Source organism: Paraburkholderia sp. J67, from assembly GCF_905220265.1.
Lineage (GTDB): Bacteria > Pseudomonadota > Gammaproteobacteria > Burkholderiales > Burkholderiaceae > Paraburkholderia.
In genome coordinates this window covers 139,492-166,094 of sequence record NZ_CAJMZK010000004.1, presented here as the reverse complement: position 1 = coordinate 166,094, position 26,603 = coordinate 139,492, and the positions used below count along the sequence as shown (strand labels likewise).

General features: G+C 65.4%; 23 protein-coding genes and 1 tRNA gene. 9 read left to right on the top strand and 15 right to left on the bottom strand.

Going from position 1 to position 26,603, the window contains the following annotated elements; all coding sequences use genetic code 11:
- Window positions 1-206 precede the first annotated feature (206 nt).
- The 4 genes from metX to U5782_RS10280 all read left to right on the top strand — a co-directional run bounded on the left by metX (window position 207) and on the right by U5782_RS10280 (window position 4,651).
- Entirely contained in the window at window positions 207-1,352 is a 1,146-nt protein-coding gene (gene metX, locus U5782_RS10295; protein ID WP_322043712.1) for a homoserine O-succinyltransferase MetX, read from the top strand.
- On the top strand, window positions 1,349-1,957 hold the full coding sequence (metW, locus tag U5782_RS10290) for a methionine biosynthesis protein MetW (RefSeq protein WP_322043711.1): 609 nt from the start codon (window positions 1,349-1,351) through the stop codon (window positions 1,955-1,957). The genes metX and metW overlap by 4 nt, the downstream gene beginning before the upstream one ends.
- Before the next feature lie 67 nt (window positions 1,958-2,024).
- Window positions 2,025-3,461, top strand: coding sequence for an AmpG family muropeptide MFS transporter (locus U5782_RS10285; RefSeq protein WP_322043710.1), 1,437 nt, complete (start codon window positions 2,025-2,027; stop codon window positions 3,459-3,461).
- Window positions 3,458-4,651, top strand: coding sequence for a M48 family metallopeptidase (locus tag U5782_RS10280; protein ID WP_322043709.1), 1,194 nt, complete (start codon window positions 3,458-3,460; stop codon window positions 4,649-4,651). The genes U5782_RS10285 and U5782_RS10280 overlap by 4 nt, the downstream gene beginning before the upstream one ends.
- Before the next feature lie 21 nt (window positions 4,652-4,672).
- Here the strand turns inward: U5782_RS10280 and U5782_RS10275 are convergent, their stop codons facing one another.
- The 5 genes from U5782_RS10275 to gatC all read right to left on the bottom strand — a co-directional run bounded on the left by U5782_RS10275 (window position 4,673) and on the right by gatC (window position 9,881).
- Window positions 4,673-5,455, bottom strand: coding sequence for an exodeoxyribonuclease III (locus U5782_RS10275; protein WP_322043708.1), 783 nt, complete (start codon window positions 5,453-5,455; stop codon window positions 4,673-4,675).
- A 46-nt stretch (window positions 5,456-5,501) separates the two neighbouring features.
- On the bottom strand, window positions 5,502-6,338 hold the full coding sequence (locus U5782_RS10270) for a PPK2 family polyphosphate kinase (RefSeq protein WP_322043707.1): 837 nt from the start codon (window positions 6,336-6,338) through the stop codon (window positions 5,502-5,504).
- A 105-nt stretch (window positions 6,339-6,443) separates the two neighbouring features.
- Complete coding sequence (gene gatB / locus U5782_RS10265; protein ID WP_322043706.1) at window positions 6,444-7,919, bottom strand: Asp-tRNA(Asn)/Glu-tRNA(Gln) amidotransferase subunit GatB; 1,476 nt, start codon at window positions 7,917-7,919, stop codon at window positions 6,444-6,446.
- Window positions 7,920-7,922: 3 nt separating this feature from the next.
- Window positions 7,923-9,413: an Asp-tRNA(Asn)/Glu-tRNA(Gln) amidotransferase subunit GatA gene (gatA, locus tag U5782_RS10260; RefSeq protein ID WP_322043705.1), complete on the bottom strand. Its 1,491-nt coding sequence runs from the start codon at window positions 9,411-9,413 to the stop codon at window positions 7,923-7,925.
- A gap of 168 nt (window positions 9,414-9,581) precedes the next feature.
- On the bottom strand, window positions 9,582-9,881 hold the full coding sequence (gatC, locus tag U5782_RS10255; protein WP_322043704.1) for an Asp-tRNA(Asn)/Glu-tRNA(Gln) amidotransferase subunit GatC: 300 nt from the start codon (window positions 9,879-9,881) through the stop codon (window positions 9,582-9,584).
- A gap of 382 nt (window positions 9,882-10,263) precedes the next feature.
- Here gatC and U5782_RS10250 point away from each other — a divergent pair, with 382 nt between their 5' ends.
- The 5 genes from U5782_RS10250 to rodA all read left to right on the top strand — a co-directional run bounded on the left by U5782_RS10250 (window position 10,264) and on the right by rodA (window position 16,854).
- Window positions 10,264-11,307 carry a rod shape-determining protein gene (locus U5782_RS10250; protein ID WP_004189550.1) on the top strand — a complete coding sequence of 348 codons (1,044 nt, stop codon included), beginning with the start codon at window positions 10,264-10,266 and terminating at the stop codon, window positions 11,305-11,307.
- Between the two features lie 241 nt (window positions 11,308-11,548).
- Window positions 11,549-12,658, top strand: coding sequence for a rod shape-determining protein MreC (gene mreC / locus U5782_RS10245; RefSeq protein WP_322043703.1), 1,110 nt, complete (start codon window positions 11,549-11,551; stop codon window positions 12,656-12,658).
- On the top strand, window positions 12,658-13,170 hold the full coding sequence (gene mreD, locus U5782_RS10240; RefSeq protein ID WP_322043702.1) for a rod shape-determining protein MreD: 513 nt from the start codon (window positions 12,658-12,660) through the stop codon (window positions 13,168-13,170). The genes mreC and mreD overlap by 1 nt, the downstream gene beginning before the upstream one ends.
- Window positions 13,171-13,275: 105 nt before the next feature.
- The gene (mrdA, locus tag U5782_RS10235; protein WP_322043701.1) at window positions 13,276-15,678 is read left to right on the top strand and encodes a penicillin-binding protein 2; all 2,403 of its coding nucleotides are present in this window, start codon (window positions 13,276-13,278) and stop codon (window positions 15,676-15,678) included.
- Between the two features lie 9 nt (window positions 15,679-15,687).
- Window positions 15,688-16,854, top strand: coding sequence for a rod shape-determining protein RodA (rodA, locus tag U5782_RS10230; protein WP_322043700.1), 1,167 nt, complete (start codon window positions 15,688-15,690; stop codon window positions 16,852-16,854).
- 98 nt (window positions 16,855-16,952) lie between these two features.
- On the opposite strand, the gene U5782_RS10225 is transcribed toward rodA, so the two are convergent.
- The 10 genes from U5782_RS10225 to rsmB all read right to left on the bottom strand — a co-directional run bounded on the left by U5782_RS10225 (window position 16,953) and on the right by rsmB (window position 26,475).
- Window positions 16,953-17,612 carry a tetratricopeptide repeat protein gene (locus tag U5782_RS10225; protein ID WP_322043959.1) on the bottom strand — a complete coding sequence of 220 codons (660 nt, stop codon included), beginning with the start codon at window positions 17,610-17,612 and terminating at the stop codon, window positions 16,953-16,955.
- A gap of 68 nt (window positions 17,613-17,680) precedes the next feature.
- Window positions 17,681-18,463, bottom strand: a complete 783-nt coding sequence (locus U5782_RS10220; RefSeq protein ID WP_322043699.1) for an HpcH/HpaI aldolase family protein — start codon at window positions 18,461-18,463, stop codon at window positions 17,681-17,683.
- 283 nt (window positions 18,464-18,746) lie between these two features.
- Complete coding sequence (gene queD, locus U5782_RS10215) at window positions 18,747-19,190, bottom strand: 6-carboxytetrahydropterin synthase QueD (RefSeq protein ID WP_027815874.1); 444 nt, start codon at window positions 19,188-19,190, stop codon at window positions 18,747-18,749.
- A gap of 29 nt (window positions 19,191-19,219) precedes the next feature.
- Window positions 19,220-19,852, bottom strand: coding sequence for a 7-carboxy-7-deazaguanine synthase (gene queE, locus U5782_RS10210; RefSeq protein WP_322043698.1), 633 nt, complete (start codon window positions 19,850-19,852; stop codon window positions 19,220-19,222).
- A gap of 276 nt (window positions 19,853-20,128) precedes the next feature.
- On the bottom strand, window positions 20,129-20,863 hold the full coding sequence (gene queC / locus U5782_RS10205; RefSeq protein ID WP_322043697.1) for a 7-cyano-7-deazaguanine synthase QueC: 735 nt from the start codon (window positions 20,861-20,863) through the stop codon (window positions 20,129-20,131).
- 261 nt (window positions 20,864-21,124) lie between these two features.
- Window positions 21,125-21,200 (bottom strand) — tRNA-Phe (locus tag U5782_RS10200).
- A 106-nt stretch (window positions 21,201-21,306) separates the two neighbouring features.
- Entirely contained in the window at window positions 21,307-21,996 is a 690-nt protein-coding gene (esaR, locus tag U5782_RS10195; RefSeq protein ID WP_322043696.1) for a response regulator transcription factor EsaR, read from the bottom strand.
- Window positions 21,997-24,438 (bottom strand): PAS domain-containing sensor histidine kinase, encoded by a 2,442-nt coding sequence (locus U5782_RS10190; protein ID WP_322043695.1) that lies wholly within the window; start codon window positions 24,436-24,438, stop codon window positions 21,997-21,999.
- Window positions 24,428-25,018 carry a DUF4390 domain-containing protein gene (locus U5782_RS10185; RefSeq protein ID WP_322043694.1) on the bottom strand — a complete coding sequence of 197 codons (591 nt, stop codon included), beginning with the start codon at window positions 25,016-25,018 and terminating at the stop codon, window positions 24,428-24,430. The genes U5782_RS10190 and U5782_RS10185 overlap by 11 nt, the downstream gene beginning before the upstream one ends.
- Window positions 25,015-26,475 (bottom strand): 16S rRNA (cytosine(967)-C(5))-methyltransferase RsmB, encoded by a 1,461-nt coding sequence (gene rsmB / locus U5782_RS10180; RefSeq protein WP_322043693.1) that lies wholly within the window; start codon window positions 26,473-26,475, stop codon window positions 25,015-25,017. The genes U5782_RS10185 and rsmB overlap by 4 nt, the downstream gene beginning before the upstream one ends.
- Window positions 26,476-26,603: the final 128 nt, after the last annotated feature.

Below are 26,603 nucleotides of genomic sequence, written 5' to 3'. Positions count from 1 at the left end.
CCTTTGCACTTTTTCCGATATACTCTGCGTTCCTTTTGCTATACCCACGCGCCGATTTGCTGACTCGATTGCGGGCGCGTGAACTCCAGGACGGTCAGTCCGGGGTTCGATATAAATGCGGCTAAAGAGGTCGTCAGCTGCGCCAATCCTTTCGCACTCCGCGCTCGCCGACGCCGTTTAGCCGCCCGAAAACCAAGGCGGAACGAATGGAATCGATCGGCATCGTCGCTCCTCAAACACTGCATTTCGACGAGCCCCTGCAACTGCAGAACGGCACGGCACTCGCCGGGTACGACCTCGTGGTCGAAACCTACGGCACGCTCAACGCCGCGCGCAGCAACGCGGTGCTCGTCTGTCACGCGCTCAATGCGTCGCATCACGTCGCGGGCGTCTACGCGGACAATCCCAAAGACGTGGGCTGGTGGGACAACATGGTCGGGCCGGGCAAGCCGCTCGACACCAACCGCTTCTTCGTGATCGGCGTGAACAATCTGGGCTCGTGCTTCGGCTCGACCGGCCCGATGAGCATCGACCCCGCCACGGGCAAGCCGTGGGGCGCGCGCTTTCCGGTCGTGACCGTGGAAGACTGGGTGGACGCCCAGGCGCGGGTGGCCGATCGCTTCGGCATCGAGAAGTTTGCCGCGGTGATGGGCGGCAGCCTCGGTGGCATGCAGGCGCTCGCGTGGAGCCTGCGTTATCCCGACCGGCTCGGCCATTGCATCGTGATCGCCTCCACGCCCAAGCTCTCGGCGCAGAACATTGCGTTCAACGAAGTGGCGCGCTCGTCGATCCTCTCGGACCCCGACTTCCACGGCGGCGACTACTACGCGCACAACGTGAAGCCGCGTCGCGGCCTGCGCGTGGCGCGCATGGTCGGCCACATCACCTATCTCTCCGACGACGACATGGCCGAGAAATTCGGCCGTGCACTGCGCCGCGCGGAGGGCGCCGAAGACGCCTACAACTTCAACTTCGACGTGGAATTCGAAGTGGAGTCGTACCTGCGCTACCAGGGCGACAAGTTCGCGGACTACTTCGACGCCAACACGTATCTGCTCATCACGCGCGCGCTCGACTACTTCGATCCGGCGAAGGACTTCGACGGCGACCTCACGCTCGCGCTCGCCGGCACCAAGGCGAAGTACCTCGTGGCGAGTTTCACAACCGACTGGCGCTTCGCCCCCACGCGCTCGCGCGAACTGGTGAAGGCGCTGCTCGATCACAAGCGCCAGGTGACCTACGCGGAGATCGACGCGCCGCACGGCCACGACGCGTTCCTGCTCGACGACGCGCGCTATCACAACGTCATGCGCGCCTATTACGAACGTATCGCCAACGAGGTGGGCGCATGAACCAGAGCGCTTTCGACAGTCTTTCCGCCCGTCCCGACTTTCGCACCATCGCGCGCTGGATCGAACCGCGCTCGACCGTGCTCGACCTCGGCTGCGGCGACGGCGCGCTGCTCTCGCTGCTCGGCGAGGAGCTGGAGTGCACCGGCTACGGCATCGAGATCAACGACGCGGGCGTGCTCGCCTCGACGAAGAACGGCATCAACGTGATCCAGCAGAATCTGGAAGACGGCCTGCGCCTGTTCGAGGATGCGAGCTTCGACTTCGCGATCCTCTCGCAGACGCTGCAAACCATTCACCAGACCGCCGCGATCCTGCGCGAGACGGCCCGCGTGGGCAAGGAATGCATCGTCTCGTTCCCGAACTTCGGCTACTGGCCGCATCGGCTTTCGGTACTGGGCGGGCGCATGCCGGTGTCGAAATCACTGCCCTACCAGTGGCACAACACGCCGAACGTGCGGGTGCTGACAGTGAAGGATTTCGAGGCGCTCGCGCCCGAAGTCGGCATCGAAATTCTCGACCGCGCCGTGCTGCATGGGGGCCAGACCGTTCGATGGGGCGTGAACTGGCGTGGTAGTCTTGCGGTCTATCGCGTGAAGAAACGGTGACGCCGGCAGCGGCGTCGCGCGTTCTGCCGTTTTCAAACACACCACCGCGCCGCCGCTACCCGCCGACATGCCGATCCCACCCCAAGAGGCCACGACCCAAGAGGCCCACGACGTCCAGGACGCTCACAACGCCCACGACGTCAACGCACACGAAGAACACCCCGGCTGGCGCGCGTATCTGAACACGCACATGCTGATCTGCGTGTTCCTCGGCTTCACCTCGGGGCTGCCGCTCTTCACGCTGGTCTATCTGGTGCAGGCGTGGCTGCGCTCCGAAGGCGTCAATCTCAAGGAAATCGGCCTTTTCGCGCTGATCCAGTTTCCCTATACGTGGAAATTCGTCTGGGCGCCGCTGATGGACCGCTACGTGCCGCGCCTGCCGGGCTGGAAGCCGGGCCGCCGGCGCGGCTGGATGCTGGTCACGCAGATTCTCGTCGCGGGCGCCATCGCCACGCTCGGTTTCGTCTCCCCTAAAGACTCGATCTGGACCGTGGCCGCGCTCACGGCGCTGGTGGCCTTTTTCGGCGCGAGCCAGGATATCTCCGTCGACGCCTACCGGCGCGAACTGCTCAAGGACACCGAGCAGGGCTTGGGCAACGCCGTGCACGTGAACGCCTATAAGATCGCGGCGCTGGTGCCGGGCTCGCTCGCGCTGATCCTCTCCGATCACCTGCCGTGGAGCACGGTGTTCGTCGTGACGGCGGCGTTCATGATTCCCGGCATGATCCTCTCGCTCGTGGTGCGCGAGCCCGAAGTGCACGGCGCGCCGCCGAAGAATCTGCGCGAAGCCATCGTGCAGCCGTTCGCCGAATTCGTGGGCCGCGACGGCCTCGCCGCCGCGTTGTTCGTGCTGGCGTTCATCTTCCTGTACAAGCTGGGCGACACGATGGCGACGACGCTCTCGACGTCGTTCTTCCTCGATATCGGCTATTCGCGCACGGAAATCGGCGTGATCGCCAAGATGACCGCTTTTGGCGCGAGCCTCGCGGGCGGCATTCTCGGTGGCATTGCGCTGGTGAAGATCGGCATCGGGCGCGGGCTGTGGATCTTCGGCTTTCTGCAGATGGTCTCGACGCTCGGTTTCGCGTGGCTCGCCCAGCTTGGACCCGGTTCGCCCTCGCTCGCGCTGATCTATGACGCCGTCGTGGCGGTCAGCCACGGTGTCTCGCAGATCGCGGGAGTCTTTGGCGCGAGCGCGCAACTCACGCTCGATCCTCGCGCCGTCGCGCTCGCGCTCGTGTACGGCTTCGAGACCTTCGCGACCGGCCTGACGCTCGCCGCTTTCACCGCGTACATCGCCAGCACCACCGACCCGCGCTACACGGCCACGCAGTTCGCGCTGTTCACGAGCCTCGCCTCAGTGCCGCGCACGCTCGCGTCCGCCGCCAGCGGTTATGTCGTCGCGAAAATCGGCTGGTTCGACTACTTCGTCGCCTGCACGCTGCTCGCTCTACCGGGTATGCTCCTGCTCATTCGTATCGCCCCCTGGAGAAACCGGTCGTGACCCCGCCTCAGCATGCTGTTTCCGCTTCCCGCCCGACACGTCGCCGTGCGGGAGCAAGCGGTTCGCGCGCCGTGGGGCCACAAGGCGATCGGCGCGGTACAACGCTACGCACCACACTGCGCACGCTCGCGCTGACGCTGGCTGCCGCGCTGCCTGCCGCACTCGCCGGCCTGCTCCCTGCAAGCTTTGCGCAAGCTGCAGAAAACCCCGCGGCCAATCCAGGCAATGCGGTGAATTCCGCCTCCATGCCCACGCCAGCCGCAGTCCCGAACGCCGCGGAAACGGCAGGCGCGGCGTCCGCGAACGCCTCGACCGCGCCACCGGCGGGCAATGCCGCCTCGTTCAATCCTAACGCCGCGCAAAACAGCGGCCCGAACACGGGCCGCGTGGTGCGCTTCGGCAATATCGGCGTGTTCCGCAATCTGATTCCGTCGCCCACGCTCGAAGCCCAGGCCGCCGCCGAGTACAACGAGATCGTGCGTGGCGCCAACCATTCGAAGCTGCTCTACGCCGATAACGATCCCCACGTGCAGCGCGTGCGCCAGTTCGTGGACCGGCTCGCGCCCTACTCGCTCAAATGGAGCGATCGCGTCAAGAACTGGAAGTGGGAAGTGGCGGTGATCCGCTCGCCCGATATCCGCATGTACTGCCTGCCGGGCGGCAAGATCGTGGTGTATGGCGGCCTGCTAGACCGCGTGAAGCTCAACGACAACGAACTGGGCATGTTGCTCGGCCACGAGATCGCGCATGCGGTGCGCGAGCACGTGCGCGAGCGCCTGGGCGAGCAGCAGGCCGCGCAGATCGAATCGGGCGTGGTGCCGCAGCTATTCGGTCTCGCCGATCTCGGGATGTTCCCGCTCGGCATCGGCTCGCGCCTCATGGAAATGCATTATGGCCGCGCCGACGAAACCGAGGCCGATGTGATCGGCAGCGACATCGCCGCGCGCGCGGGCTTCGATCCGCGCGCCGCGCTCACGCTCTGGGACAAGCTCGCGGCGGCCACGAAGTCCGACCACGATCAGGGCTTCATCTACGTCCATCCGTACACGCCCGCGCGGCGTGCGGACATCGCCAAGCGCCTCGCGGACATGATGCCGATCTACGCGAAGGCCATCGGCAAGCCGCTTAACGAGTTGCCCGACTACCAGGGCATCCCGGCCGTGCAGCGGCGCAAGGTGGCGGCGCCCTGACTCCAGGCACCGCGCTTCCGATCAGCGCTTCTTGACCTTCCAGTCGTAGTCGACGGTCAGCGGCGCGTGGTCGCTGAACTTGATGTCGCGGAACACCGACGTGCTCTTCGCCGTAGCCGCGACGCCGGGCGTGGCGATCTGGTAATCGATACGCCAGCCCACATTCTTCGCGTAGGCCTGGCCGCGGTTGCTCCACCAGGTGTACTGCTCGGGGCGCTGGTCGAGCGTGCGGAATACGTCGACATAACCCACCTCGTCGAAAAGCTGCGTAAGCCACGCGCGCTCTTCGGGCAGGCAGCCGGAGTTCTTCTGGTTGCCCTTCCAGTTCTTGATGTCGATTTCCTTGTGGACGATGTTCACGTCGCCGCACACGATCACTTCGCGCTCGCGGCTGAGTTCGGCCAGATGCGGCATGAACACGTCCATGAAGCGATATTTGGCCTGCTGACGCTCGTCGCCGCTCGAACCCGACGGCACATACACCGAGATCACCGACAGATCGCCGAAGCGCAGTTCCACATAGCGGCCTTCGGCGTCGAACTCCTCGCTGCCGAAGCCGATGATGACTTCATCCGGCTCGCGGCGCGCATACACGCCCGCGCCGCTGTAGCCCTTCTTCACCGCATGCTGGAAGTACCCCTTGAAATCGTGCGGCGCAAGGAATTCGGGCGTCATGTCGTCCTGCGAGCACTTGATTTCCTGCACGCAGAGCACGTCGGCGTTTTGCTCGCCGAACCATTCGAAGAAGCCCTTCTTCGCCGCGGAGCGGATGCCATTGAGGTTCGCGGTGATCACACGCAGCATTTTTTCAGTCCTTTTGGAGTGTCATTGACGGGCAGAGCATCGAGTCTCACTCGATCTTCATGCCTTCGAGTTCGGGCTTGGCAGGCGGAAATTCGAGCTTCAGGTCTTCCATCAAGCGCAGCAGCAATTCGGCGACCATCACGTTGCGATGGGTCTTCGAATCGGCGGGAATCACGTACCAGGGCGCATGTTCGCTCGAGGTGGCCGCAAGCGCGTCGCGGTACGCCGCCTGATAGGCGTCCCAATGCTTGCGCGCTTCGAGATCGGAGAGATCGAATTTCCAGTGCTTGGAGGGATCGTCGATACGCGCCTGAATGCGGCGGCGCTGCTCGTCCTTCGAGATGTGCAGCCAGCACTTGATGATGGTCGTGCCGTTTTCCGCGAGCATGCGTTCGAAGTCGCGGATCTGCGCATAGCGACGCTCGCATTCCGCCGCGTCGATCTGCTCCATCACGCGCGGCACCAGCACGTCCTCATAGTGGCTGCGATTGAAGATCGCCAGCTCGCCGGCGCCCGGCACCTGCATGTGCACGCGCCAGAGGAAGTCACGCGAGGCTTCGATGGGCGTCGGCGCGCGAAACGGCACGATGCGCAGACCCAGCGGATCGACCTCATGGAACACGCCGCGAATGGTGCCGTCCTTGCCGCTCGTGTCCATGCCCTGCAACACCAGCAGCACGCGCTGATGACGCTGCGCGTGCAAACGCTCCTGCAACACATCGAGCTTGTCGCCGATCGCGGTCAGCCGGTCGCGGTCGCCCTCCTTGCTGCCCGTGGAGAACGGTTTCGCCGATGGGTCGATCGCCTCGGGCGAGAACTTCTCGGCCTTCTTGTCGCCGAAATACGGCACGCGGAAATCGTCGAGACTCGGGGACTTTGCCATCGCTATTGCTCCATATGAGTTCGGCCGCCTGAAGCGGCGAGGCGGCGTCGCACACCTTGCACGACGCCGCCTCGCCAGCCTGGCCCTTCAACAGCCTGAAGCGTATCAGCCCAGCTTCTTTTTCAGCAGTTCGTTGACCTGCTGCGGGTTCGCCTTGCCCTTGGTGGCCTTCATGGCCTGGCCGATCAGCGCGTTAAAGGCCTTTTCCTTGCCCGCGCGGAATTCCTCGACCGACTTCGCGTTCGCGGCGAGCACCTCGTCGATGATCGCTTCGAGCGCGCCGGTATCGGAAATCTGCTTGAGACCCTTGGCGTCGATGATGCGATCGACCGCGGCTTCGTCCGTGGCCTTCTCGTCCCACATCGCCTGGAAGATTTCCTTGGCGATCTTGTTCGAGATCGTGCCGTCGGCGATACGCGCAAGCAGCAGCGCGAACTGCGCGGCCGAGACCGGCGACGCGCCGATATCGAGACCTTCGCGGTTCAGTTGCGACGAGACTTCGCCCATCAGCCAGTTGGCGGCGGCCTTGGCTTGCGCCGGACCCGCCTTCGCCACGACGGCTTCGAAGTACGCCGCCATCGCCTTGCTCGACGTGAGCACGTTCGCGTCATACGGCGTCACGCCGTATTGCTCGACGAAGCGCGCCTGCATCGTCGCGGGCAGCTCGGGCATTTCGCCCTGCACGCGCGCGATCCACGCCGCGTCGATCACGAGCGGCATGAGGTCGGGGTCGGGGAAGTAGCGGTAATCGTGCGCGTCTTCCTTGCTGCGCATCGAGCGCGTTTCGCGTTTGTCAGGATCGTACAGACGCGTTTCCTGCACCACCGTGCCGCCGTCTTCGATCAGCTCGATCTGACGGCGCACTTCGTACTGGATGGCCTCTTCGAGGAAGCGGAACGAGTTCAGGTTCTTGATCTCGGCACGCGTGCCGAATTCCTTCTGGCCGACCGGACGCACGGAGACGTTCGCGTCGCAACGGAACGAGCCTTCCTGCATGTTGCCGTCGCAGATGCCGAGCCACACGACCAGCGTGTGCAGCGCCTTCGCGTAAGCGACCGCTTCCGCGGCGCTGCGCATTTCAGGTTCCGTGACAATTTCGAGCAGCGGCGTACCCGCGCGGTTCAGGTCGATGCCCGTCATGCCCGCGAAGTCTTCGTGCAGCGACTTGCCCGCATCTTCTTCCAGATGCGCGCGCGTGAGATTGACGGTCTTCTCGTAGGCTTCCTTGCCGGCCTTTTCGTTGGCGGGCACCTGGATCGTGATCGTCCCGCCCTGCACGACCGGAATCTCGTACTGGCTGATCTGATAGCCCTTCGGCAGATCGGGGTAGAAGTAGTTCTTGCGCGCGAAGATGCTGCGCGGCGCGATCGTCGAGCCGATCGCCAGACCGAACTGGATCGCGCGCTCGACGGCGCCGCGGTTCATCACCGGCAGCACGCCCGGCAACGCGAGATCGACGGGGCAGGCCTGCGTGTTGGGGGCCGCGCCGAACTGCGTCGATGCGCCCGAGAAGATCTTCGACGCGGTGGACAGCTGCGCGTGCGTTTCAAGACCGATAACGACTTCCCATTGCGTAGTCATGCTTTACACCCCTGCCGGCGCCTTGCGATGCCAGTCGGTCGCGCGCTGGAAAGCGTCGGCGACCTGCAGCATGCGGGCCTCGTTGAAATAGTTGCCGACGATCTGCAGACCGACCGGACGTTGTGCGTTCGCGCCCGCGCCGAAACCGCACGGCACGCTCATGCCGGGCAGGCCCGCGAGGCTGGTCGACAGCGTGTAGATGTCTGCGAGGTACATCTGCAAAGGATCGTCGCCCTTCGCGCCGATGTCCCATGCCACGCTCGGAGCGACCGGGCCCATGATGACGTCGCACTGCTTGAACGCTTCCTGGAAATCTTGCGCAATGATGCGGCGGATCTTCTGCGCCTGCAGGTAGTAGGCGTCGTAGTAGCCGTGCGAGAGCACGTACGCGCCCACCAGAATCCGGCGCTTCACTTCGGGGCCGAAGCCTTCCGCGCGCGACTTCTTGTACATGTCGAGCAGGTCGGTGTACTGGTCGGCGCGATGGCCGAAACGCACGCCGTCGAAGCGCGAGAGGTTCGACGAGGCTTCCGCCGGGGCGATCACGTAGTACACGGGAATCGACAGCTCGGTCTTCGGCAGCGTGACTTCCACGAGCGTGGCGCCGAGCGATTCGTACGTCTTCAAAGCGGCGTCGATGCTCGCGCGCACGTCGTCGGCGAGACCCGCGCCGAAGTATTCCTTCGGCAGGCCGATACGCAGACCCGCGAGCGGCTTGTCGGCCGAGGCGTCGGGCGTCCAGCTCTGGCCGAGGTGGCGCGTGTAGTCTTCGTTGTCGCGTTGCAGGCTGGTGGAATCGCGCTCGTCGAATCCGGCCATCGCGTTGAGCAGCAGCGCGCAGTCGGCGGCGCTTTGCGCCATCGGGCCGCCCTGGTCGAGCGACGAGGCGAACGCGATCATGCCGTAGCGCGACACGCGGCCGTACGTGGGCTTGATGCCGGTGATGCCCGAGAACGAGGCGGGCTGACGGATCGAGCCGCCGGTGTCGGTGCCGGTCGCGGCGGGCGCGAGGCGCGCGGCCACGGCCGCGGCCGAACCGCCCGACGAGCCGCCCGGCACAGCCTTCGTGTCCCACGGGTTCTTCACCGCGCCGAAGTGCGAGTTCTCGTTGGACGAGCCCATCGCGAATTCGTCCATATTGGTCTTGCCGAGCGTGACCATGCCGGCGCGCTCGAGGCGCTCGACCACCGTGGCGTCGAACGGGCTGACGTAGTTTGCAAGCATTTTCGAGCCTGCCGTCGAGCGCCAGCCGCGCGTGACGAACACGTCCTTGTGCGCGAGCGGAATGCCGGCGAGCGGGCCGGCGTGGCCCGTGTGCAGGAGCGCGTCGGCGGCTTTCGCCTGGGCGAGCGTCAATTCGGGATTGACGTCGACAAACGCGTTCAGGTCTTGATGTGCCTCAATCCGGCCGAGAAAATGCTGGGCCAGTTCGACGGCGGAGCACGCCTTCGCGGCCAGTGCGGCGCGCAGTTCGGTCAAACTTTTGTCATGCATTGCGTGATTCCTGGAAGATCGTAGCGGCGCGGTCACAACGACCGCCCCACCCGGAGCGCCTCGCGCATGCGCGGGCCGCGCCCCGCCAATTCGGGGGTGGCGGCGTTTTCGGGAGTTAAGTTCAGAAGACTCGAACTTCTTCGAAAATGCCGCTAAATGCGCGTCTGTTTACTCAATCACGCGCGGTACGAGGTAAAGTCCGTCCTGTACCGCGGGCGCGGGGCGCTGGTAGGCGTCGCGATCCACGGTTTCGGTTATCGCGTCCTCGCGCAGTCGCAGTGCGACGTCTTCGATCTGTTCGATCGGATGGGCGAGCGGCGCAATGCCCGTGGTGTCGACGGCCTGCATCTGCTCGACGAGCCCGAAGAAATTATTCAGGCGCTCGAGCGTATTGCCGGCCTCGGCTTCGGCCAGTTCGAGGCGCGCGAGATGCGCGATGCGCTTCACATCGGTCAGGGTCAGGGCCATGCGGTCACCGGAAAAATTTTGAGGCTGAAGCAGTCCGAAAAAAACGGTGCTGTAACAGCGGTTTATCGCGCCGGATCCGAGGTTGGAAGAAAGCTTCGACGAGGTCAAAAACTGGCTTTCGGATCCTGCAAAACAGGCAAAATTATAAGGTATCATTACGCGTTCGACTCAAACCCGGACCGCCTTGCGCCCGCCTTTCAGCCCTGATCGCTGCAATTTGCGTTCAGCTGGCACATAGCGGGGCCGCCTCCGGTCACCATTCCCGCAGTTTCAGGCTCCTCGCGGCGGCGCTTTCCGCCCGTCCTGAGGCTGTTATTTTTTCCGCTGCCGCCCGTGACCCGCTCGTCTCGTAGGTCGGCCACAAGCGAGACAGGATTTTTGAATGTTCGGTTTTCTGCGTAGCTACTTCTCCAACGATCTCGCGATCGACCTCGGCACCGCCAACACGCTGATCTACATGCGCGGCAAGGGCATCGTCCTGGATGAGCCCTCGGTCGTGTCCATCCGCCAGGAAGGCGGCCCGAACGGCAAGAAGACGATCCAGGCGGTCGGCAAGGAAGCCAAGCAAATGCTCGGCAAGGTGCCGGGCAACATCGAAGCCATCCGCCCGATGAAGGACGGCGTGATCGCCGACTTCACCGTCACGGAACAGATGATCAAGCAGTTCATCAAGACTGCACACGAATCGCGTATGTTCTCGCCGTCGCCGCGCATCATCATCTGCGTGCCGTGCGGCTCCACCCAGGTCGAGCGCCGCGCCATCAAGGAAGCGGCACACGGCGCGGGCGCCTCGCAGGTCTACCTGATCGAAGAGCCGATGGCCGCTGCAATCGGCGCCGGTCTGCCAGTCTCGGAAGCCACGGGCTCGATGGTCGTCGACATCGGCGGCGGCACGACCGAAGTGGGCGTGATCTCGCTCGGCGGCATCGTATACAAGGGCTCGGTGCGCGTGGGCGGCGACAAGTTCGACGAAGCCATCGTCAACTACATCCGCCGCAACTACGGCATGCTGATCGGCGAACAAACCGCTGAAGCCATCAAGAAGGAAATCGGTTCGGCTTTCCCGGGCTCCGAAGTCAAGGAGATGGAAGTCAAGGGCCGCAACCTGTCGGAAGGCATTCCGCGCAGCTTCACGATTTCGAGCAACGAAATTCTCGAAGCGCTCACCGACCCGCTGAACCAGATCGTCTCGTCGGTCAAGATCGCGCTCGAACAAACGCCGCCGGAACTGGGCGCCGACATCGCCGAACGCGGCATGATGCTCACGGGCGGCGGCGCACTGCTGCGCGACCTGGACCGCCTGCTCGCCGAAGAAACCGGCCTGCCGGTGCTGGTCGCCGAAGATCCGCTCACCTGCGTCGTGCGCGGTTCGGGTATGGCGCTCGAGCGCATGGACAAGCTGGGCAGCATCTTCTCGTACGAGTAAGCGCACCGCTGCGGGCGCGGTCGATGGAGCCGGCGCCGATGCAACCGGCGCGGCCGGGTTGCCGGCAAATCCGCTACCATCGACGCGCAACGAATGTGGGGCGGCAGGCATGCCGCCGCGCGCAGCGGGGTGTGCACGCGATGTCCCCGGGATTGCCTTGAGGTTTCCCGAGTGATGCCGCTGCTGCACCTCACGTTTCACCGTTAGTTTCACCGAACCGCACACGCCCCCGGCGCCGACCATGGAATACAGTCCGCCGCCTTTGTTCAAGCAAGGCCCCTCGGCACTCGCACGGCTGCTCTTCTTTGTGGTGCTGTCGATCGCGCTGCTGATCTCCGACGCGCGTTTCAAGACGCTCGAAATCGTGCGCGGCGTGCTCGGCGCTGGCCTCTATCCGTTGCAGCGCGCCGCTCTCGTGCCGCGCGACCTCTTCATGGGCGCCGCCGATCTGGCTGTCACCAGCGCTTCGCTGCGCCAGGACAACGAGCAGCTTCACACGCGCAACTTGCAGCTTTCGCAGCAGGCCAATCAGGCCGCCTCGCTCGCGGCCGAGAACACGCATCTGCGCGCGCTGCTACAGCTTTCGCAGCGTATCGGCGCACCGACCACCCCGGCCGAGATCCAGTACGACACGCGCGATCCGTTCACGCAAAAGGTCGTGATCGGCGGCGGTTCGCAGCAGGGCGTGCAGAACGGCTCGCCCGTGCTCAGCGAAGACGGTGTGATCGGCCAGGTCACGCGTGTATTTCCGATGCAGTCCGAAGTGACCCTCGTGACCGACAAGGACCAGGCTGTGCCGGTCGAAGTCGTGCGCACGGGTCTGCGCAGCGTGATTTATGGCACCGCCAAGGGCGATCTGCTCGATCTGCGCTTCGTGCCGATCAGCGCCGACTTGCAGGCCGGCGATGAACTCGTGACGAGCGGCCTCGACGGCGTCTATCCGCAAGGCTTGCCGGTGGCGAAGGTGCTGCGCGTGGACAAGCAGGCCGACACGGCGTTCGCACGCGTCGTATGCGCGCCGCTCGCGGCCGTGCGTGGCGCGCGTCAGGTGCTGGTGCTGCACTTCACACGGCCCGTGCCGCCGAATCCGGTCGAAGCCGCGGAGGCCGCCGCAGCAGCGGCTGCCGCCGAAGCCAAGGACGCGAAGAAAAAGGCCGCCAAGGGCGGGGACAAGAAGGCCGACGACAAGTCGAAGGCCGCCGCCGCACCGGCCAAGCCTGCCGCGAATGCGCCACAAGCCGCGCCGCAGGCCGCACCGCAAGCCGCACCGGCCAAAGCGCCCACCGCCAATGCGGGCACCAGCGCTGGCAACACCGCAGCCGCGAAGCCCGCAGCCCAAGGGGGCCATTGATGGCGCGTCCGCAATACATCCTCCAGCCGGTCAATCCGTACTTCATCGCGTTCAGTCTCGCGGCGGCGTTCCTGCTGAACCTGCTGCCGTGGGGCAAACTGCCGGGCGTGCCCGATTTCGTCGCGCTCGTACTGCTGTTCTGGAACATCCATCAGCCGCGCAAGGTGGGCATGGGCATCGCCTTTTGCCTCGGCCTGCTGATGGACGTGCATAACGCCAACCTGCTCGGCGAGCACGCACTGGCCTACACGCTGCTCTCCTTCGGCGCGATCACCATTCACCGCCGCGTGCTGTGGATGTCGATCGGCGTGCAGATGTTTGCCGTCATGCCGATGCTGGTCGGCGCGCAGGTCGTGCCGTTCGTGATCCGCCTTCTGATGGGCGCATCCTTCCCCGGTTGGGGCTATCTGATCAGCGGTTTCGCCGAAACCGTGCTGTGGCCGATCACCAGCCTGTTGCTGCTGCTGCCGCAGCGCCGCCCCGTCGACCCCGACGATACGCGGCCCATCTGAGCGGCCGCGCGCCGCTCACCGTTGAAAGTCGCAACCGATGACCACCTCTTCCTACCGGCCCGCCGCAGCGCTTAGCGCCTGGCGCGGGCCTCGGCGTCTGAGCGCATGACCGAATTCAAGGACACCCAGCAGCAGCTCACGAAGTTCCGCCTGCGCGTCGCGGCGGCGGGACTGTTCGTGTTCGTCTGCTTCGGGCTGATCGCGTTCCGCTTCCTCTATCTGCAGGTCTGGAACCACAGCAAATACTCGCTGCAAGCCGACGAAAACCGCATTTCGGTCGCGCCAATCGTGCCGAACCGCGGCATCATCACGGACCGCAACGGCGTCGTGCTCGCGAAGAACTACTCCGCGTACACGCTCGAAATCACGCCCTCGAAGCTCACCGACACGCTCGACAACACGATCGACCAGCTCTCGACCGTGGTGCCGATCGACGCGCGTGACCGCCGCCGCTTCAAGAAGCTGCTCGAAGACTCGAAGAACTTCGAGAGCCTGCCGATCCGCACGCGCCTGTCCGACGACGAAGTCGCGCGCTTCACCGCCCAGCGCTTCCGCTTCCCCGGCGTGGAAGTGCGCGCGCGTCTGTTCCGCCAATATCCGCTCGGGCCGACGGCCGCACACGTGATCGGCTATATCGGCCGCATCTCGCAGCGCGACCAGGAGCGCATCGACGACGCCAGCGACCAGAACGACAACGATCAGGAGCATTACGATCCACGCCTGGACGCCAACAACTACAACGGCACCGACTACATCGGCAAGATCGGCGTCGAGCAAAGTTACGAAACCGAGCTGCACGGTCTGACCGGCTTCGAGGAAGTGGAAGTCACGGCAGGCGGTCGCCCGGTGCGCACGCTCTCGCGCACCCAGGCCACGCCCGGCAACAACCTCGTGCTGTCGATCGACATCGGTTTGCAGCAGGTTGCCGAGCAGGCCTTCGCGGGCAAACGCGGCGCGCTCGTGGCGATCGAGCCGTCGACGGGCGACATTCTCGCCTTCGTCTCGGCGCCAAGCTTCGACCCGAACTCGTTCGTGGACGGCATCGACCAGCAGACCTGGGACGAGCTGAACAACTCGCCCGATCACCCGCTGCTGAACCGCCCGCTGCACGGCACCTACCCGCCGGGCTCGACCTACAAGCCGTTCATGGCGCTCGCCGCGCTCACGCTGCACAAGCGCACGCCGGGCTGGGGCTTCTCCGACCCCGGCTACTACATGTTCGGCGGCCACCGCTTCAACAACGACGTGCGCTCCGGCCAGGGCTGGGTCGACATGAACCGCGCGATCATGGTGTCGAACGACACCTACTTCTTCATGCTCGCGCACGACCTGGGCGTGGACAACATCGCGAACTTCATGAAGCCGCTCGGCTTCGGCCAGTTGACGGGCATCGACATCGCGGGCGAAGCGCGCGGCATCCTGCCCTCCACCGAATGGAAGCGCAAGGCGTACCGCAAGCCCGAGCAGCAAAAGTGGTACGAGGGCGAAACGGTCAGCCTGGGCATCGGCCAGGGCTACAACTCGTTCACGATCCTGCAACTCGCGCACGCCACGGCCACGCTCGCCGACAACGGCGTGCTGATGAAGCCTCACCTCGTGAAGGAAATCGAAAATCCGATCACGAAGGAAGAGCATCTGACCGTGCCGAGCGAGAGCGGACGGCTCGACGTCAAACAGGCCGACATCGACGTCGTGAAGCGCGGCATGGAAAACGTGACGATGAATCCGTCGGGCACGGCGTTCAAGATCTTCCAGAACGCGGCCTACACGTCGGCGGGCAAGACCGGTACGGCCCAGGTGTATTCGCTGCAAGGCGCGAAGTATCAGGCGCATGCGGTCGCCGAACATCTGCGCGACCACGCGCTCTTCATCGCCTTCGCGCCCGCCGAGAAGCCGCAGATCGCCATCGCGCTGATCGTCGAAAACGGCGGCTGGGGTGCGCAGTCCGCAGGCCCGATCGCGCGCCGCGTGCTCGACTATTACCTCGTCGATCGCCTCAAACCCGGCGCCCAGCAGGCCGCCGTGGCCGCGGCGGCGTCGGCGACCCAGGACGCGTCCGCACCGGTGATCGGCCAGCCGCCCGAAGGCGCCTCGGATGCGGTCAGCACCGTCTCGCAGCCGGTCAAGATCGCGATGGGCTTCACGCCGTTGCCGATTCCGGGTGCGGCATCGGCCGCCGAAGCGGCTTCGGCAGCGGCGGCGGCATCGGCGGCTTCAGGTGCGAACGCCGCCTCCAGTCCTGCTATAAGCACCGCGACGCCCGGTAAGGCACCCGCGAATGCGGCGCCAGCCGCCAGGGCCGCGACGCCCGCCGCCCCCACCGACGCCGTGAACGGCGGCACCTCGGTGAACGGCAGCACGGACGATGACGCCCCGGCCCAGCGCCCCGCCGCCGCCTCCTTGCCGCGCCACTTCGGCCCGCCGCATCGTCCGCACCGCCCGCCGAGTGCGCCCGCGGCCACGCTCGCGCCGCCGCCCAAGCCCGCCACGGGCGGCATCGACGAGTAAGGAATCACCATGCCTCTCCTACAGTTCGACAAGATCGACAAGCGCGCCGTGCTCGACACGCTGCGCAAGATGTTCCTCGGCTTCGACCGCCCGCTCGCGCTCACCGTGTTCCTGCTGCTCTGCGTGGGCATCGTCACGCTGTACAGCGCGAGTCTGGACGTGCCGGGCCGCGTCGAGGATCAACTGCGCAACATCATGCTCACCTTCGTGCTGATGTGGGCGCTCGCCAATGTGCCGCCCAATACGCTGATGCGCTTCGCGGTGCCGATCTACTCCTTCGGTATCGCGCTATTGATTGCGGTGGCGGCATTCGGCCTCACGCGCAAGGGCGCGAAGCGCTGGATCAACGTGGGCGTCGTCATCCAGCCGTCGGAAATTCTCAAGATCGCCACGCCGCTCATGCTCGCGTGGTACTACCAGCGCCGTGAGGGCGTGATGCGCTGGTACGACTTCCTGGTGGGCTTCGTGATCCTGCTGGTGCCCGTGGGACTGATCGCCAAGCAGCCGGACCTCGGCACCGCCGTGCTCGTGTTCGCCTCGGGCTTTTTCGTGATCTATTTCGCCGGGCTGTCGTTCAAGCTGATCGTCCCGGTGCTGATCGCGGGCGTGATCGCCGTGGCCTCGATCGCCGCGTTCCAGGACAAGATCTGCCAGCCGCAGGTGAACTGGCCGCTCATGCACGACTACCAGAAGCACCGCATCTGCACGCTGCTCGATCCCACCTCCGACCCGCTCGGCAAGGGCTTCCATACGATTCAGGCGGTTATCGCGATCGGCTCGGGCGGCCCGCTCGGCAAGGGCTGGCTCAAGGGCACGCAGTCGCATCTGGAATTCATCCCCGAGAAGCACACCGACTTCATCTTCGCGGTGTTCTCCGAGGAATTCGGCATGGCGGGCGGCATCGTGCTGCTCACCCTCTACATGTGTCTGATCGCGCGGGGGCTCTATATCGCGGCCAACGGCGCAACGCTGTTTGGGCGATTACTGGCCGGCTCGCTCACGATGGCGTTCTTCACCTACGCGTTCGTGAATATCGGCATGGTGAGCGGGATCCTGCCAGTGGTGGGCGTGCCGCTGCCGTTCATGAGCTATGGCGGCACCGCGCTCACGACGCTCGGCATCGCCATCGGCCTCATCATGAGTGTCGGGCGGCAGAAGCGGCTCATGCAGAGCTGACGTTCCTGTATCGCCCGATTGCAGGGAATCGCAGAAAGCAAAACGCGCCGGCTTCGACCGGCGCGTTTGCGTTTTGAACCAGCGCTTTTGAACGACACTTATTGCGGCTGCGCGGGCGCAGACTTCAGCAATTGCGCGCTCAACTGCTGAAACTTGAGGCGCGCCACCGGATCGCCCTGCGCCGCCGCCGCTGCGTAGTACGCGCGCGCGACGTTGAGGTTCTTGGGCACGCCGTCGCCGCCGCGCTCGTAGAACGAGCCGGTCACGTACTGCGCCGTCATGTCGCCGCCTTCCGCGGCCTTCTTGTACCAGTAGAAAGCCTGCTTGTTGTCGCGCGTGGTGCCGCGTCCGTCGAGGAACTGGTTCGCGAGCGCCAGCTCCGCCTGCACGTGGCCCTGCTTCGCGGCCTTGAGGAACCACTGGTGCGCTTCGGCCGGATTGCGGTCGACGAAGTCACCATCGTCGTACATCTTGCCGTACACGTACTGCGCGTGGGACATGTTGGCGTCGGCGGCCTTGTGCAGCCACTTGCGGCCCTCGCTCACGTCGGCCGCGCCGCCCTCGCCGTTGAGTAGCATCATCGCGTAGTTGAATTCCGCGAGACGGTTGCCGCGCTGCGCCGCGCCCTGAAACTCGGTGCGCGCGACCGCGAGATTGCCGGCGTTGTAGTCCGCGACGGCACTGGCCGTCTGCGGATCGGACTCCGCACTCACCGAAGGCTGACCGCCCGTGCCGCCCGTACCTTCGGCGTTCGCCATCTGGCTCACACTTGCCGAAGCCAACGCGATGGCCAATGCCAACGCAAAGCGCCCTGTTTTCGACACCCTCATGCCCGTGCCTCCTGCAACGCCTGGCGCGTGGCGCGCACGAGCCAGATCACGTCGGCGGCCAGCGCGATAAAGCTGAAGCCCATCTCGCGATACTGCTTCGCCTGGGCCGCATCCATCGCGAAGATGCCCGACGCCACGCCCTTCGCACGCGCCGCCGCGACGATGCGTGTCATCGCATTCGTGACGTCGGGGTGCTTCGAGTCGCCCAGATGGCCAAGGCTCGCCGCCAGATCCGCTGGACCGACAAAGAGGCAATCGACGCCCGGCACCGCCGCGATTTTCTCGACCTCGGCAAGCGCCGCCGCCGATTCGATCTGCACGATCGACGCGATCTGCGCATTCGCGCCTTGCAGATAGTCGCGCCGCATGCCGTAGGCGGCCGCGCGCACCACGCCCGCGACGCCACGCTGACCATTCGGCGACTTCGCATCGGGGTACTGCGTATAGCTGACCGCGCGCGCCGCTTCCTCAGCGGAGGCGATGTTGGGGAACATCACGGTGCGCACGCCTGCGTCGAGGACGTGTTTGACGAGCCACGGCTCATTGGCCGGCACACGCACGACCGGCTCGGTCGGCAGATGGGCGGCCGCGATCGCGCGCAGTTGCGCGATGGTGTCGCCGCTATCGTTGGGCGTGTGCTCCATGTCGATCAGGAGCCAGTCGAAACCGGCATGCGCCAGCGCTTCGGCGGCCGTCTCGCTGCCCATCGACAACCACAGGCCGAACAGCGGCTCGGCCAGATTGAGGCGTTCCTTGAGGGGATTGGTGAAGGTGCTCATCGCCGTGCTCCCGGCGAGCCTGCGGGACACGTGCGTCCCGCGCGGGCCGCGTGGCCCGGCAGCGCCACGGCCGGCATGTCTCGCTTTCGTTATGCGTCGTTATATGAGGACCGCGCCAGAGACGGCACGGCCTTGCGGCAACGATCATACCGCGCCAAAAGTACGCGGGCCGGGCGGAAAACCCGGCCTTGCGCGGCGCAGAAAACGTGGGGGCGGCGGAGTGGCCGCACTCGATGGAGCGCGGCGCGGGGTGACGCGGGGTGACCCTGTATGACTGAACGCGTCAGTCGCGGATGACTTCGGCCCAGCAGTTCGGCGTTTCGTACAGACGCACCTTGTGCAGCTGCAGATTCACGCCATAGTGCGCGTCATAGACGTTCGCGAGGATCTCAAACGCGATGGCCGCGAGATTTTCCACGGTCGGGATACGGTCGATCACGACGGTCTTGTGGCCCGGCAACGTTTCGAGGAAACCGCGCACCTGCGTATCGCCTTCGAAGACGAGGAACGCGTGATCCCACAGATCGACGAGATGCTGGTTCGCCAGCGCCTTCACGTCGGCGAAATCCATCACCATGCCGCGGTCGGGCGCGCCTTCCGTCTCGACGGTGTCGCCTTGCAGCGTGATTTCGAGCACATAGCGATGGCCGTGCAGATTCCTGCACTGGCTGCGGTGGTCGGGAATGCGGTGGCCCGCATCGAATTCGAGTTTTCGGGTGATCGTCAGCACGGCTGCTTCAGCGGAAAAAGACAAAATCAGGGAATGTTCAGGTACTTGTGCGTCTGCATCGACAGGCGCCATTGCGGATGGCGCTTGCACCAGTCGATCGCGAGCTTCGTGTTCAGGTCGCGCGAGGGACCGTCCATCGGCTGCACCAGGAAATACTCGAAGTCGAGCTTCGCGTAATCGGCCAGACGCTGGTTGTCCTGCGGCACCACGACCTTTAGCTCGTTGCCCTTGGTGACCACCAGTTCCGCGTCGGCCTTCGGGCTCACGCAGATCCAGTCGATGGTCTCCAGCACCGGCAGCGAGCCGTTCGTTTCGATGGCGATCTCGAAGTCCGCCGCATGCAGCGCATCGACGAACGCCTGGTCGATTTGCAGCATCGGTTCGCCGCCCGTGCAGACCACGAAGCGGTTGCCTTCGCCTTCGGGCCAGAGCGACGCGATCTTCGCGACCAGCTCTTCAGGCGTGCGGAACTTGCCGCCATTCTCGCCATCGGTGCCGACGAAATCGGTGTCGCAGAAGCGGCACACGGCCGCCTCGCGGTCTTCCTCGCGGCCCGACCACAGATTGCAGCCGGCGAACCGGCAGAACACGGCCGGACGCCCGGCGTTCGCGCCTTCGCCCTGCAACGTGTAGAAGATTTCCTTTACCGCGTAAGTCATGCTGCTGCCTGGTTTCTGGCTGGTTTCTGGCGGATCGTTAGCGGCCGGTTAGCGGCCTGCTCACTGCGTGCTGTCGGATCGCGCCTGCCAGGAGTCGACGGGAGGTTCGTGGGGAACCGGTTCTTGCGGGCGTTATTGTGTCGTGTTTGCGGCGAATCTGCTCGATTCCCGCTTGCTTGTCACGCTCTTTCGTCACGAAGGGCGCTGCCCGTGCGCCACTTCGTCTTGACTGCACAGCCTCGATGGCCTGCGCGATCGCCTCGCGGCGGCGCGCTTTCAGACCGGTGCTTCTGTGACCTGCTCGCCCGCCAGATACGCCTCGTAGCCGCGCTTGCGCAGCTTGCAGGCCGGGCATTCGCCGCAGCCAAAGCCCCAGGCGTGCAGTTCGGCGCGCTCGCCCACGTAGCACGTATGCGTTTCCACGCGCACCAGCTCGACCAGCGCTTCGCCGCCCAGTTGCTCGGCGAGTCGCCACGTGTCGCCCTTGTCGAGCCACATGAGCGGGGTTTCCAGCACGAAACGCGTGTCCATGCCCAGATTGAGCGCGACTTGCAGCGCTTTCATGGTGTCGTCGCGGCAGTCGGGGTAGCCCGAGAAGTCGGTTTCGCACATGCCGCCCACCAGCACCCGCAGGCCGCGCCGATAGGCGATGGCGGCTGCGATCTGCATGAACATCAGGTTACGGCCAGGCACGAAGGTGTTCGGCAGGCCGCTCGCGGCCGTTTCGATCTCGATTTCGCGCGTCATGGCGGTATCGCTGATCGAACCAAGCACCGACAGGTCGATCATGTGATCTTCGCCGAGGCGCTCGCTCCACTCGGGAAATTCGCGGGCGACGGCGGCGCGAAAGCCTTCGCGGCACTCCAGTTCGACGCGATGACGCTGGCCGTAGTCGAAGCCGAGCGTCTCGACGGTCTCGTATCGGTCGAGCGCCCATGCGAGGCAGGTTGCCGAGTCCTGGCCGCCGGAAAACAGCACGAGCGCGCCGTTCCTGGTTTCTGTTCGAGTCACCGTGAAACTCCGTGTTGAGAGGTTCCGCGCGGTCGCAAGCCTTCGAAACCTGCCGGGCGGACCGGCCCGGGCTTGTCGCCGGCCGGCCCATGCAGTATAGGCCGCGGCTCTGGAGCCGATATCGGCGCCACTTTATACCGCTGATATCCGGATGCCGGCATCGCCTGGACTGAGCCCGCCCACACGGGCGGACCTGCAAAGACAACGCAGCCCCAATGAAAAAGCCCCAGGAATCGAACGATCTCCTGGGGCTCTGCATTCTGGTGGCCTGGGTCGGAATCGAACCAACGACACGCGGATTTTCAATCCGCTGCTCTACCAACTGAGCTACCGGGCCAACGAAGAAGGCAAAGTATAGGGGCTTTTTCCGTACTTGGCAAGCCCCTTTCTCAAAACTTTGCGAAAAGATTCGCGATGCGCTTCAGTCGAGCGCACCGGTCGCATCACTCGCCCTTGCCCTTGCCGAGATCGACGCCGAGTTGCTTGAGCTTGCGATACAAGTGCGTGCGCTCGAGACCGGTCTTTTCGGCCACGCGCGTCATGCTGCCGTTTTCGCGCGCGAGGTGGTACTCGAAGTAGGCGCGCTCGAACGCGTCGCGAGCGTCGCGCAGCGGAATGTCGAACGAAATCGATGCCGTCTGCGCGGCGTTCATGCCCGGCGTGCCGTCGCCGCCCAGCACCGGCAGCGCCGCCGCCGAGGCCACCACGGACGGACCGCCCGCAGCAGGCTTCGCACCCGGCGCACCCGACGCGGACACGGGCGCAGCCGTACCGCGCGCAAGACCCTGCTCGACAGCCTTGAGCAGCTTTTGCAGCGCGATCGGCTTTTCGAGGAAGTTGAGCGCGCCGATCTTGGTCGCCTCGACCGCCGTGTCGATCGTCGCGTGGCCCGACATCATGATGACGGGCATCGAAAGCTGTCCCTGCGCGGCCCACTCCTTCAGGAGCGTGACGCCGTCGGTGTCCGGCATCCAGATATCGAGCAGCACCAGGTCCGGCACCTGACGCTGACGGAATTCGCGCGCCTGTTGCGCGTCCTCCGCAAGTTCCACGACGTGTCCTTCGTCGCTCAGGATCTCCGAGAGCAATTCCCGGATGCCCATTTCATCGTCTACCACCAGGATGGTCGCCATTTACGCTGCCCTTGTCTGCACTGTTGCTTTTGTTCCTTGCTCCGCTGCCGCGCGCGACGTCCCACTGCCTGGTCGGCCGGGCGTTTGCGCATCCGGGGTGGTGTCCCCCGCCAGCTGGAGAAAGAGAATCGAGATCTGCGCGCCTTCTATCACATCGCCCGCTTTCATGCGATTGCGAATGTCGATACGCGCGCCGTGCTCGTCGACGATCTTCTTGACCATCGCAAGCCCGAGTCCTGTTCCTTTGGCCTTGGTCGTCACATAGGGTTCAAACGCGCGCGTGAGAATGCGCGCGGAAAAACCCGGCCCGTTGTCGGAGACGGTGAGGCGCACCGCGACATGCGTGCGGCCCTCCGCATCGGGATCGCCGTATTCTACGGCCCGCGTCTCCAGCGTCACGCGAGGCACAGCGACGTCGGCCACCGCATCCTGCGCGTTTTGCAGCAGGTTGTGGATCACCTGACGCAACTGCGTGGCGTCGCCGCGTATCACGGGCAGATTGGAGAGCTCGACCTTGATCGCACTCTTGCCTTCTTCCGCGCCGTAAAGCATGAGCACTTCGCTCACGAGGTCGTTCAGTTGCAGGCTCGCGAGCACGGCCGGCGGCGTGCGCGCGTAGTCGCGGAAGTTGTCCACCATCTGCTTCATCGCCGCGACCTGATTGACGATGGTCGTCGCGCCGCGCTTGAGCACTTCGGCGTCGGCGGGCGCGAGCTTGTCGGTGAGCTTCATCTGCAAACGCTCGGCCGAAAGCTGGATCGGCGTGAGCGGGTTCTTGATCTCGTGCGCGAGACGTCGCGCGACTTCGCCCCACGCAACCGAGCGCTGTGCCGAGATCACATCGGAGATATCGTCGAACACCACCACGTAGCCCGAGGTCTGCATGTCGCCGGCGTCGCGACCGGTGTCGGAGACGAGCCGCGCGCCGCGCACGAGCAGCGTGAGCGGATCGGTTTCGCCTGCAATGGGCACGGAGAACTGCTGCTGCCAGTGGCCGCGATCCACGCCATCGCCTTCGCCGTGGCTGCGCGAGGCTTCCTGATCCGCGAAGGCCTTGCGCACCATCGCCGCAAAATCGCCGAGCGCCGCCACATGATCGATGGGCAAGCCCAGTTGCGTCTCGAACGGATGACGGAAGATGCGCTCCGCGCCGGGGTTCGCCGTGGTCAGGCGGAACTGCCGGTCGAACACGAACACGCCCGCCGTGAGGTTGGCGAGAATGCTTTCGAGGTAGGCCTTCGAGTGTTCGAGCGCGACGCGATTCTTCTCCACCGCGAGACGCGCTTCGGAGAGCTGGCGCGTCATCGCGTTGAAGGACTGCGTGAGGAAGCCCAGTTCGTCGCGCGACTTGATTTCGCGCTTGGGCGTGTAATCGCCCTCGGTCACTTCCTTCGTGCCCTGCGCGAGCAGGAACAGCGGCCGCGCGAGCTGGTTGCCGAGCGCGAGCGCCAGCATCATCGCCACGAAGGTCGCGAGGAACAGCGCGAGCGTAAGCGTGCCGATGTACATCTTGCGCAGGCCCGTGCGGCCCAGCGCCTTTTCCTGGTACTCGCGATAGGCGCGTTGCACGGCGTCGGCGTTGCGCGCGAGCGCGGCCGGCACCGGCTGCTCCAGTTGCAGGAAGCGCTCGGAGGGTTGCAGATCGGTCGTGATCGAATCGGGGATGCGCGTGACGACGCGCAGCCGCAGCGCACCCTTCGGGCCATGCAGGTGCGGGTCGCCATCGACCTCGCCTTCGATCGCCGCGTAGCCGCGTCCCCGCGCCTGATCGATCATCAACGCCGTGGGCAGATCGGACGGCATCAACGAGGAGAAGTTGCTCGATGCCTGCGCCACCACGTGCATGTCGGGGGCCGCGCCCGACATGCTGCGCACCGGCTCGACGATGGTCGCATCCTGCACGCCGAACTGGTCGCGCGCACGCAGCAGCGTGAGCGTCGTGCCCGCCGAATCGCCGCTTGCGATCTGCTCGGCCATCAGACGGCCTTTGGTCTGCAGGTCGGAGAGCGAGGCGTCGAGCATGCCGCGGCCGAGATTGAGGCCGGCGGTGAGCGCGGTTTCCACGTTCACGTCGAACCACGACTCGATCGAGCGCGAAACGAACTGATACGAAACGATGTAGATGATGCCGCCCGGCACCACGCCCACGAGCGCGAAGAAGAACGCGAGCTTGGCCAGTAATCGCGTGCCGAACTTGCCGCGCCGCAATCGCACGGCGATCACGATCACGAGCGCGGTCACCACCGACAGGAAGATCAGCGCGACGCCGATGTTGGCCGCGTAGAGCCAGCCGTAGTAGCGGTCGAAGAATTCGGTATTGGCGCTTGCGGCGGCAAGCAGCACGAGCAGCAGCGTCGCGGTGAGCGCGACGGTCGAGACCAGCAGCCTGACGACGAAGCTGCTGAAACTGCCTCCGGTGGCGCGGCGCACTTTATTTAGCACGATCGGTCACCGTGAAGCTGAAGCGCTTCCAGTCGGAAGCGAGATTCCAGTCGCGGTTGTTGACCGCGTCGATCTGGAAAGGCTTGGGCATGAGCGCAACGTCGAGTTGCATGCGCACGGACGCCGTGTAGGTCTCGCCCGCGTGGACCTGGTTGCGCTCGATCACGTGCCACGAGGTCACGTGCTTGATGACGGCGAGCGCTTCCGCAAGCGTCGGAAAGCCGAGTTGCAGGCCGCCGCTGGACACGCGGTACTCGCGCGTGAGCGGCTGGAACGACAGGCGGATGCTTTGCGACACGCTCACGGGCTGTTCGTCGAACCAGTACCAGCGCGGGCGCGTGAGTTCGAAGTCGGTGGTGAAGTAGAGCGGAATGCCCTTGTTGACCGCGTCTTCCAGGCTGCTGTTGAGCTCGAAATCGAAGCGGGCGTCGAGGCTCCAGCCGGTGCCATCGGCTTGCACCGATGCGCGCTGGACCGCGATCGAATCGGCGCGCGCCGACGCGGCGGCCAGAAAGCCGAAAGCCAGCGCAAGCCAGATCAGAGCCGCGAAGCGCAGCGGGAAGAAGCGTTTAAGGATCACCGTTTCTGAAAGCGCGCGTAGAAGAAGCCGTCGTGATCTGCGTTGCGATCGGTAACGGCGCCGGCGTTCGCGCCGGTTTCGGCGGCACGCCCAGCAGGCAGCAGTTGCCCCGGCGCGTCCAATCGTACCGCATCCGCGTGGCTGCTTTCAAACCAGCGCGCCTGCGCCTCGCCCTCTTCGGGGAAGATCGAGCAGGTCACATAGAGCAGTTCGCCGCCCGGCTTGAGCAAGCCCCACAGGGCGTCGACGATGCGGCGCTGTTCGTCGGCGAGCGCGGCGATGTCGGTCACGCGGCGCAGCCAGCGAATGTCCGGATGGCGGCGCACGATGCCCGAGGCAGAGCACGGCACGTCCGCGAGAATACGGTCGAACGGTTGACCGTCGTACCACGCGTCGGGCACACCGGCATCGCCGATCACAACGCGCGCCGTGCGGCCTTCGACGTCCTGTGCAAAGCCCAGGCGCGCGAAGTTCTCGCCGATGCGCGACGCGCGCGCGGCATCGCTTTCCAGCGCGATCAGGTCGATATTCGCGAGTTCGAGCAGATGGCCGCTCTTGCCGCCCGGCGCCGCGCAGGCGTCGAGCACGCGCATGCCGTCGCGCACGTCGAGCAAGGGCGCCGCGAGTTGCGCACCCGCGTCCTGCACGGAGACGTCACCCGCCATGAAGCCCGGAATGCGATCGACGGGCATGGGCGCGGCGAGGCGCACGGCGTATTCACCGATCTGCGTCGCCGCGATGTGCGCGGCGGCGAGGCGTTCCACGTAGTCGGCGGCGTTCGTGCGGCGCGCGTTCACGCGCAGCGTGAGCGGCCCGTGCGTGTTGCCCTCTTCGAGGATCGCCTGCCACTGATCGGGCCACGCGCGGCGGGTCGCGTCGATCCACCATTGCGGATAGTTCCAGCGCGCGACTTCGTCGGCCTGAGCCGCCGCGAGCGTGCTGTTGCGCTCGCGCAGGAAGCCACGCAGCACGGCGTTCACGAGGCCCTTCGCGAAGGCCACTTCGCGGTGGGCGCCAATCGCGCGCACGGCCTGATCGACCACGGTGAAGGGCGTGTAGGCTGCGTGCGCGTCGTCATCGACGAGCAGCGCCAGCGCGCACGCGAGCAGGTTCGTCACATGCGCCGGCGGCGCCTTGCTCACGCGCTGCCGGATCAGCCAGTCCACGGTCCCGAGGCGGCGCATCGTGCGGTAAGCGATGTCCTGCACGGCGCCGCGCGCCGTTTGGGCGAACTCGCCCGGCAAGGCGGCGAAGACGCTCGCGAGCGCCGCCGGCAGCGCCGCGCCCGCACGAACCGCACCGACGGCCTCGGCGGCCTGATTGAGCGCGTAGCCGAGCGAGTCGGGGGCGAGGCGTACGACCTGACTGGCCGCGGACTCTTTTTTCCGACGGACGGGCGAAGCGGGACGTTTGGCGCTAGCCGGACCGGACGGGCGGCGGGAGTTACTGGATGTCATGGAGAAACCGGGAGCTGGCCGCGCCGTGACGCGGCGGATGGAGCACAAGCGAACCATTGTAGCGTGGCGCGGGCGCAACGCTCAGGGGCCGAGACAAAGGAAGCCGCATCGGTGCACGCGGGCATGGG

Coding starts and splice junctions, on each gene's coding strand:
- U5782_RS10275 (WP_322043708.1), bottom strand. CDS start 5,455: ATGCTGCGTGTGATCACCGCGAACCTCAATGGCATCCGCTCCGCGGCG.
- gatA (WP_322043705.1), bottom strand. CDS start 9,413: ATGCATGACAAAAGTTTGACCGAACTGCGCGCCGCACTGGCCGCGAAG.
- rsmB (WP_322043693.1), bottom strand. CDS start 26,475: ATGACATCCAGTAACTCCCGCCGCCCGTCCGGTCCGGCTAGCGCCAAA.
- gatC (WP_322043704.1), bottom strand. CDS start 9,881: ATGGCCCTGACCCTGACCGATGTGAAGCGCATCGCGCATCTCGCGCGC.
- rodA (WP_322043700.1), top strand. CDS start 15,688: ATGCCTCTCCTACAGTTCGACAAGATCGACAAGCGCGCCGTGCTCGAC.
- metX (WP_322043712.1), top strand. CDS start 207: ATGGAATCGATCGGCATCGTCGCTCCTCAAACACTGCATTTCGACGAG.
- mrdA (WP_322043701.1), top strand. CDS start 13,276: ATGACCGAATTCAAGGACACCCAGCAGCAGCTCACGAAGTTCCGCCTG.
- mreD (WP_322043702.1), top strand. CDS start 12,658: ATGGCGCGTCCGCAATACATCCTCCAGCCGGTCAATCCGTACTTCATC.
- U5782_RS10270 (WP_322043707.1), bottom strand. CDS start 6,338: ATGGCAAAGTCCCCGAGTCTCGACGATTTCCGCGTGCCGTATTTCGGC.
- queE (WP_322043698.1), bottom strand. CDS start 19,852: ATGACTTACGCGGTAAAGGAAATCTTCTACACGTTGCAGGGCGAAGGC.
- mreC (WP_322043703.1), top strand. CDS start 11,549: ATGGAATACAGTCCGCCGCCTTTGTTCAAGCAAGGCCCCTCGGCACTC.
- esaR (WP_322043696.1), bottom strand. CDS start 21,996: ATGGCGACCATCCTGGTGGTAGACGATGAAATGGGCATCCGGGAATTG.
- U5782_RS10250 (WP_004189550.1), top strand. CDS start 10,264: ATGTTCGGTTTTCTGCGTAGCTACTTCTCCAACGATCTCGCGATCGAC.
- U5782_RS10220 (WP_322043699.1), bottom strand. CDS start 18,463: ATGAGCACCTTCACCAATCCCCTCAAGGAACGCCTCAATCTGGCCGAG.
- metW (WP_322043711.1), top strand. CDS start 1,349: ATGAACCAGAGCGCTTTCGACAGTCTTTCCGCCCGTCCCGACTTTCGC.
- gatB (WP_322043706.1), bottom strand. CDS start 7,919: ATGACTACGCAATGGGAAGTCGTTATCGGTCTTGAAACGCACGCGCAG.
- U5782_RS10225 (WP_322043959.1), bottom strand. CDS start 17,612: ATGGCGAACGCCGAAGGTACGGGCGGCACGGGCGGTCAGCCTTCGGTG.
- U5782_RS10285 (WP_322043710.1), top strand. CDS start 2,025: ATGCCGATCCCACCCCAAGAGGCCACGACCCAAGAGGCCCACGACGTC.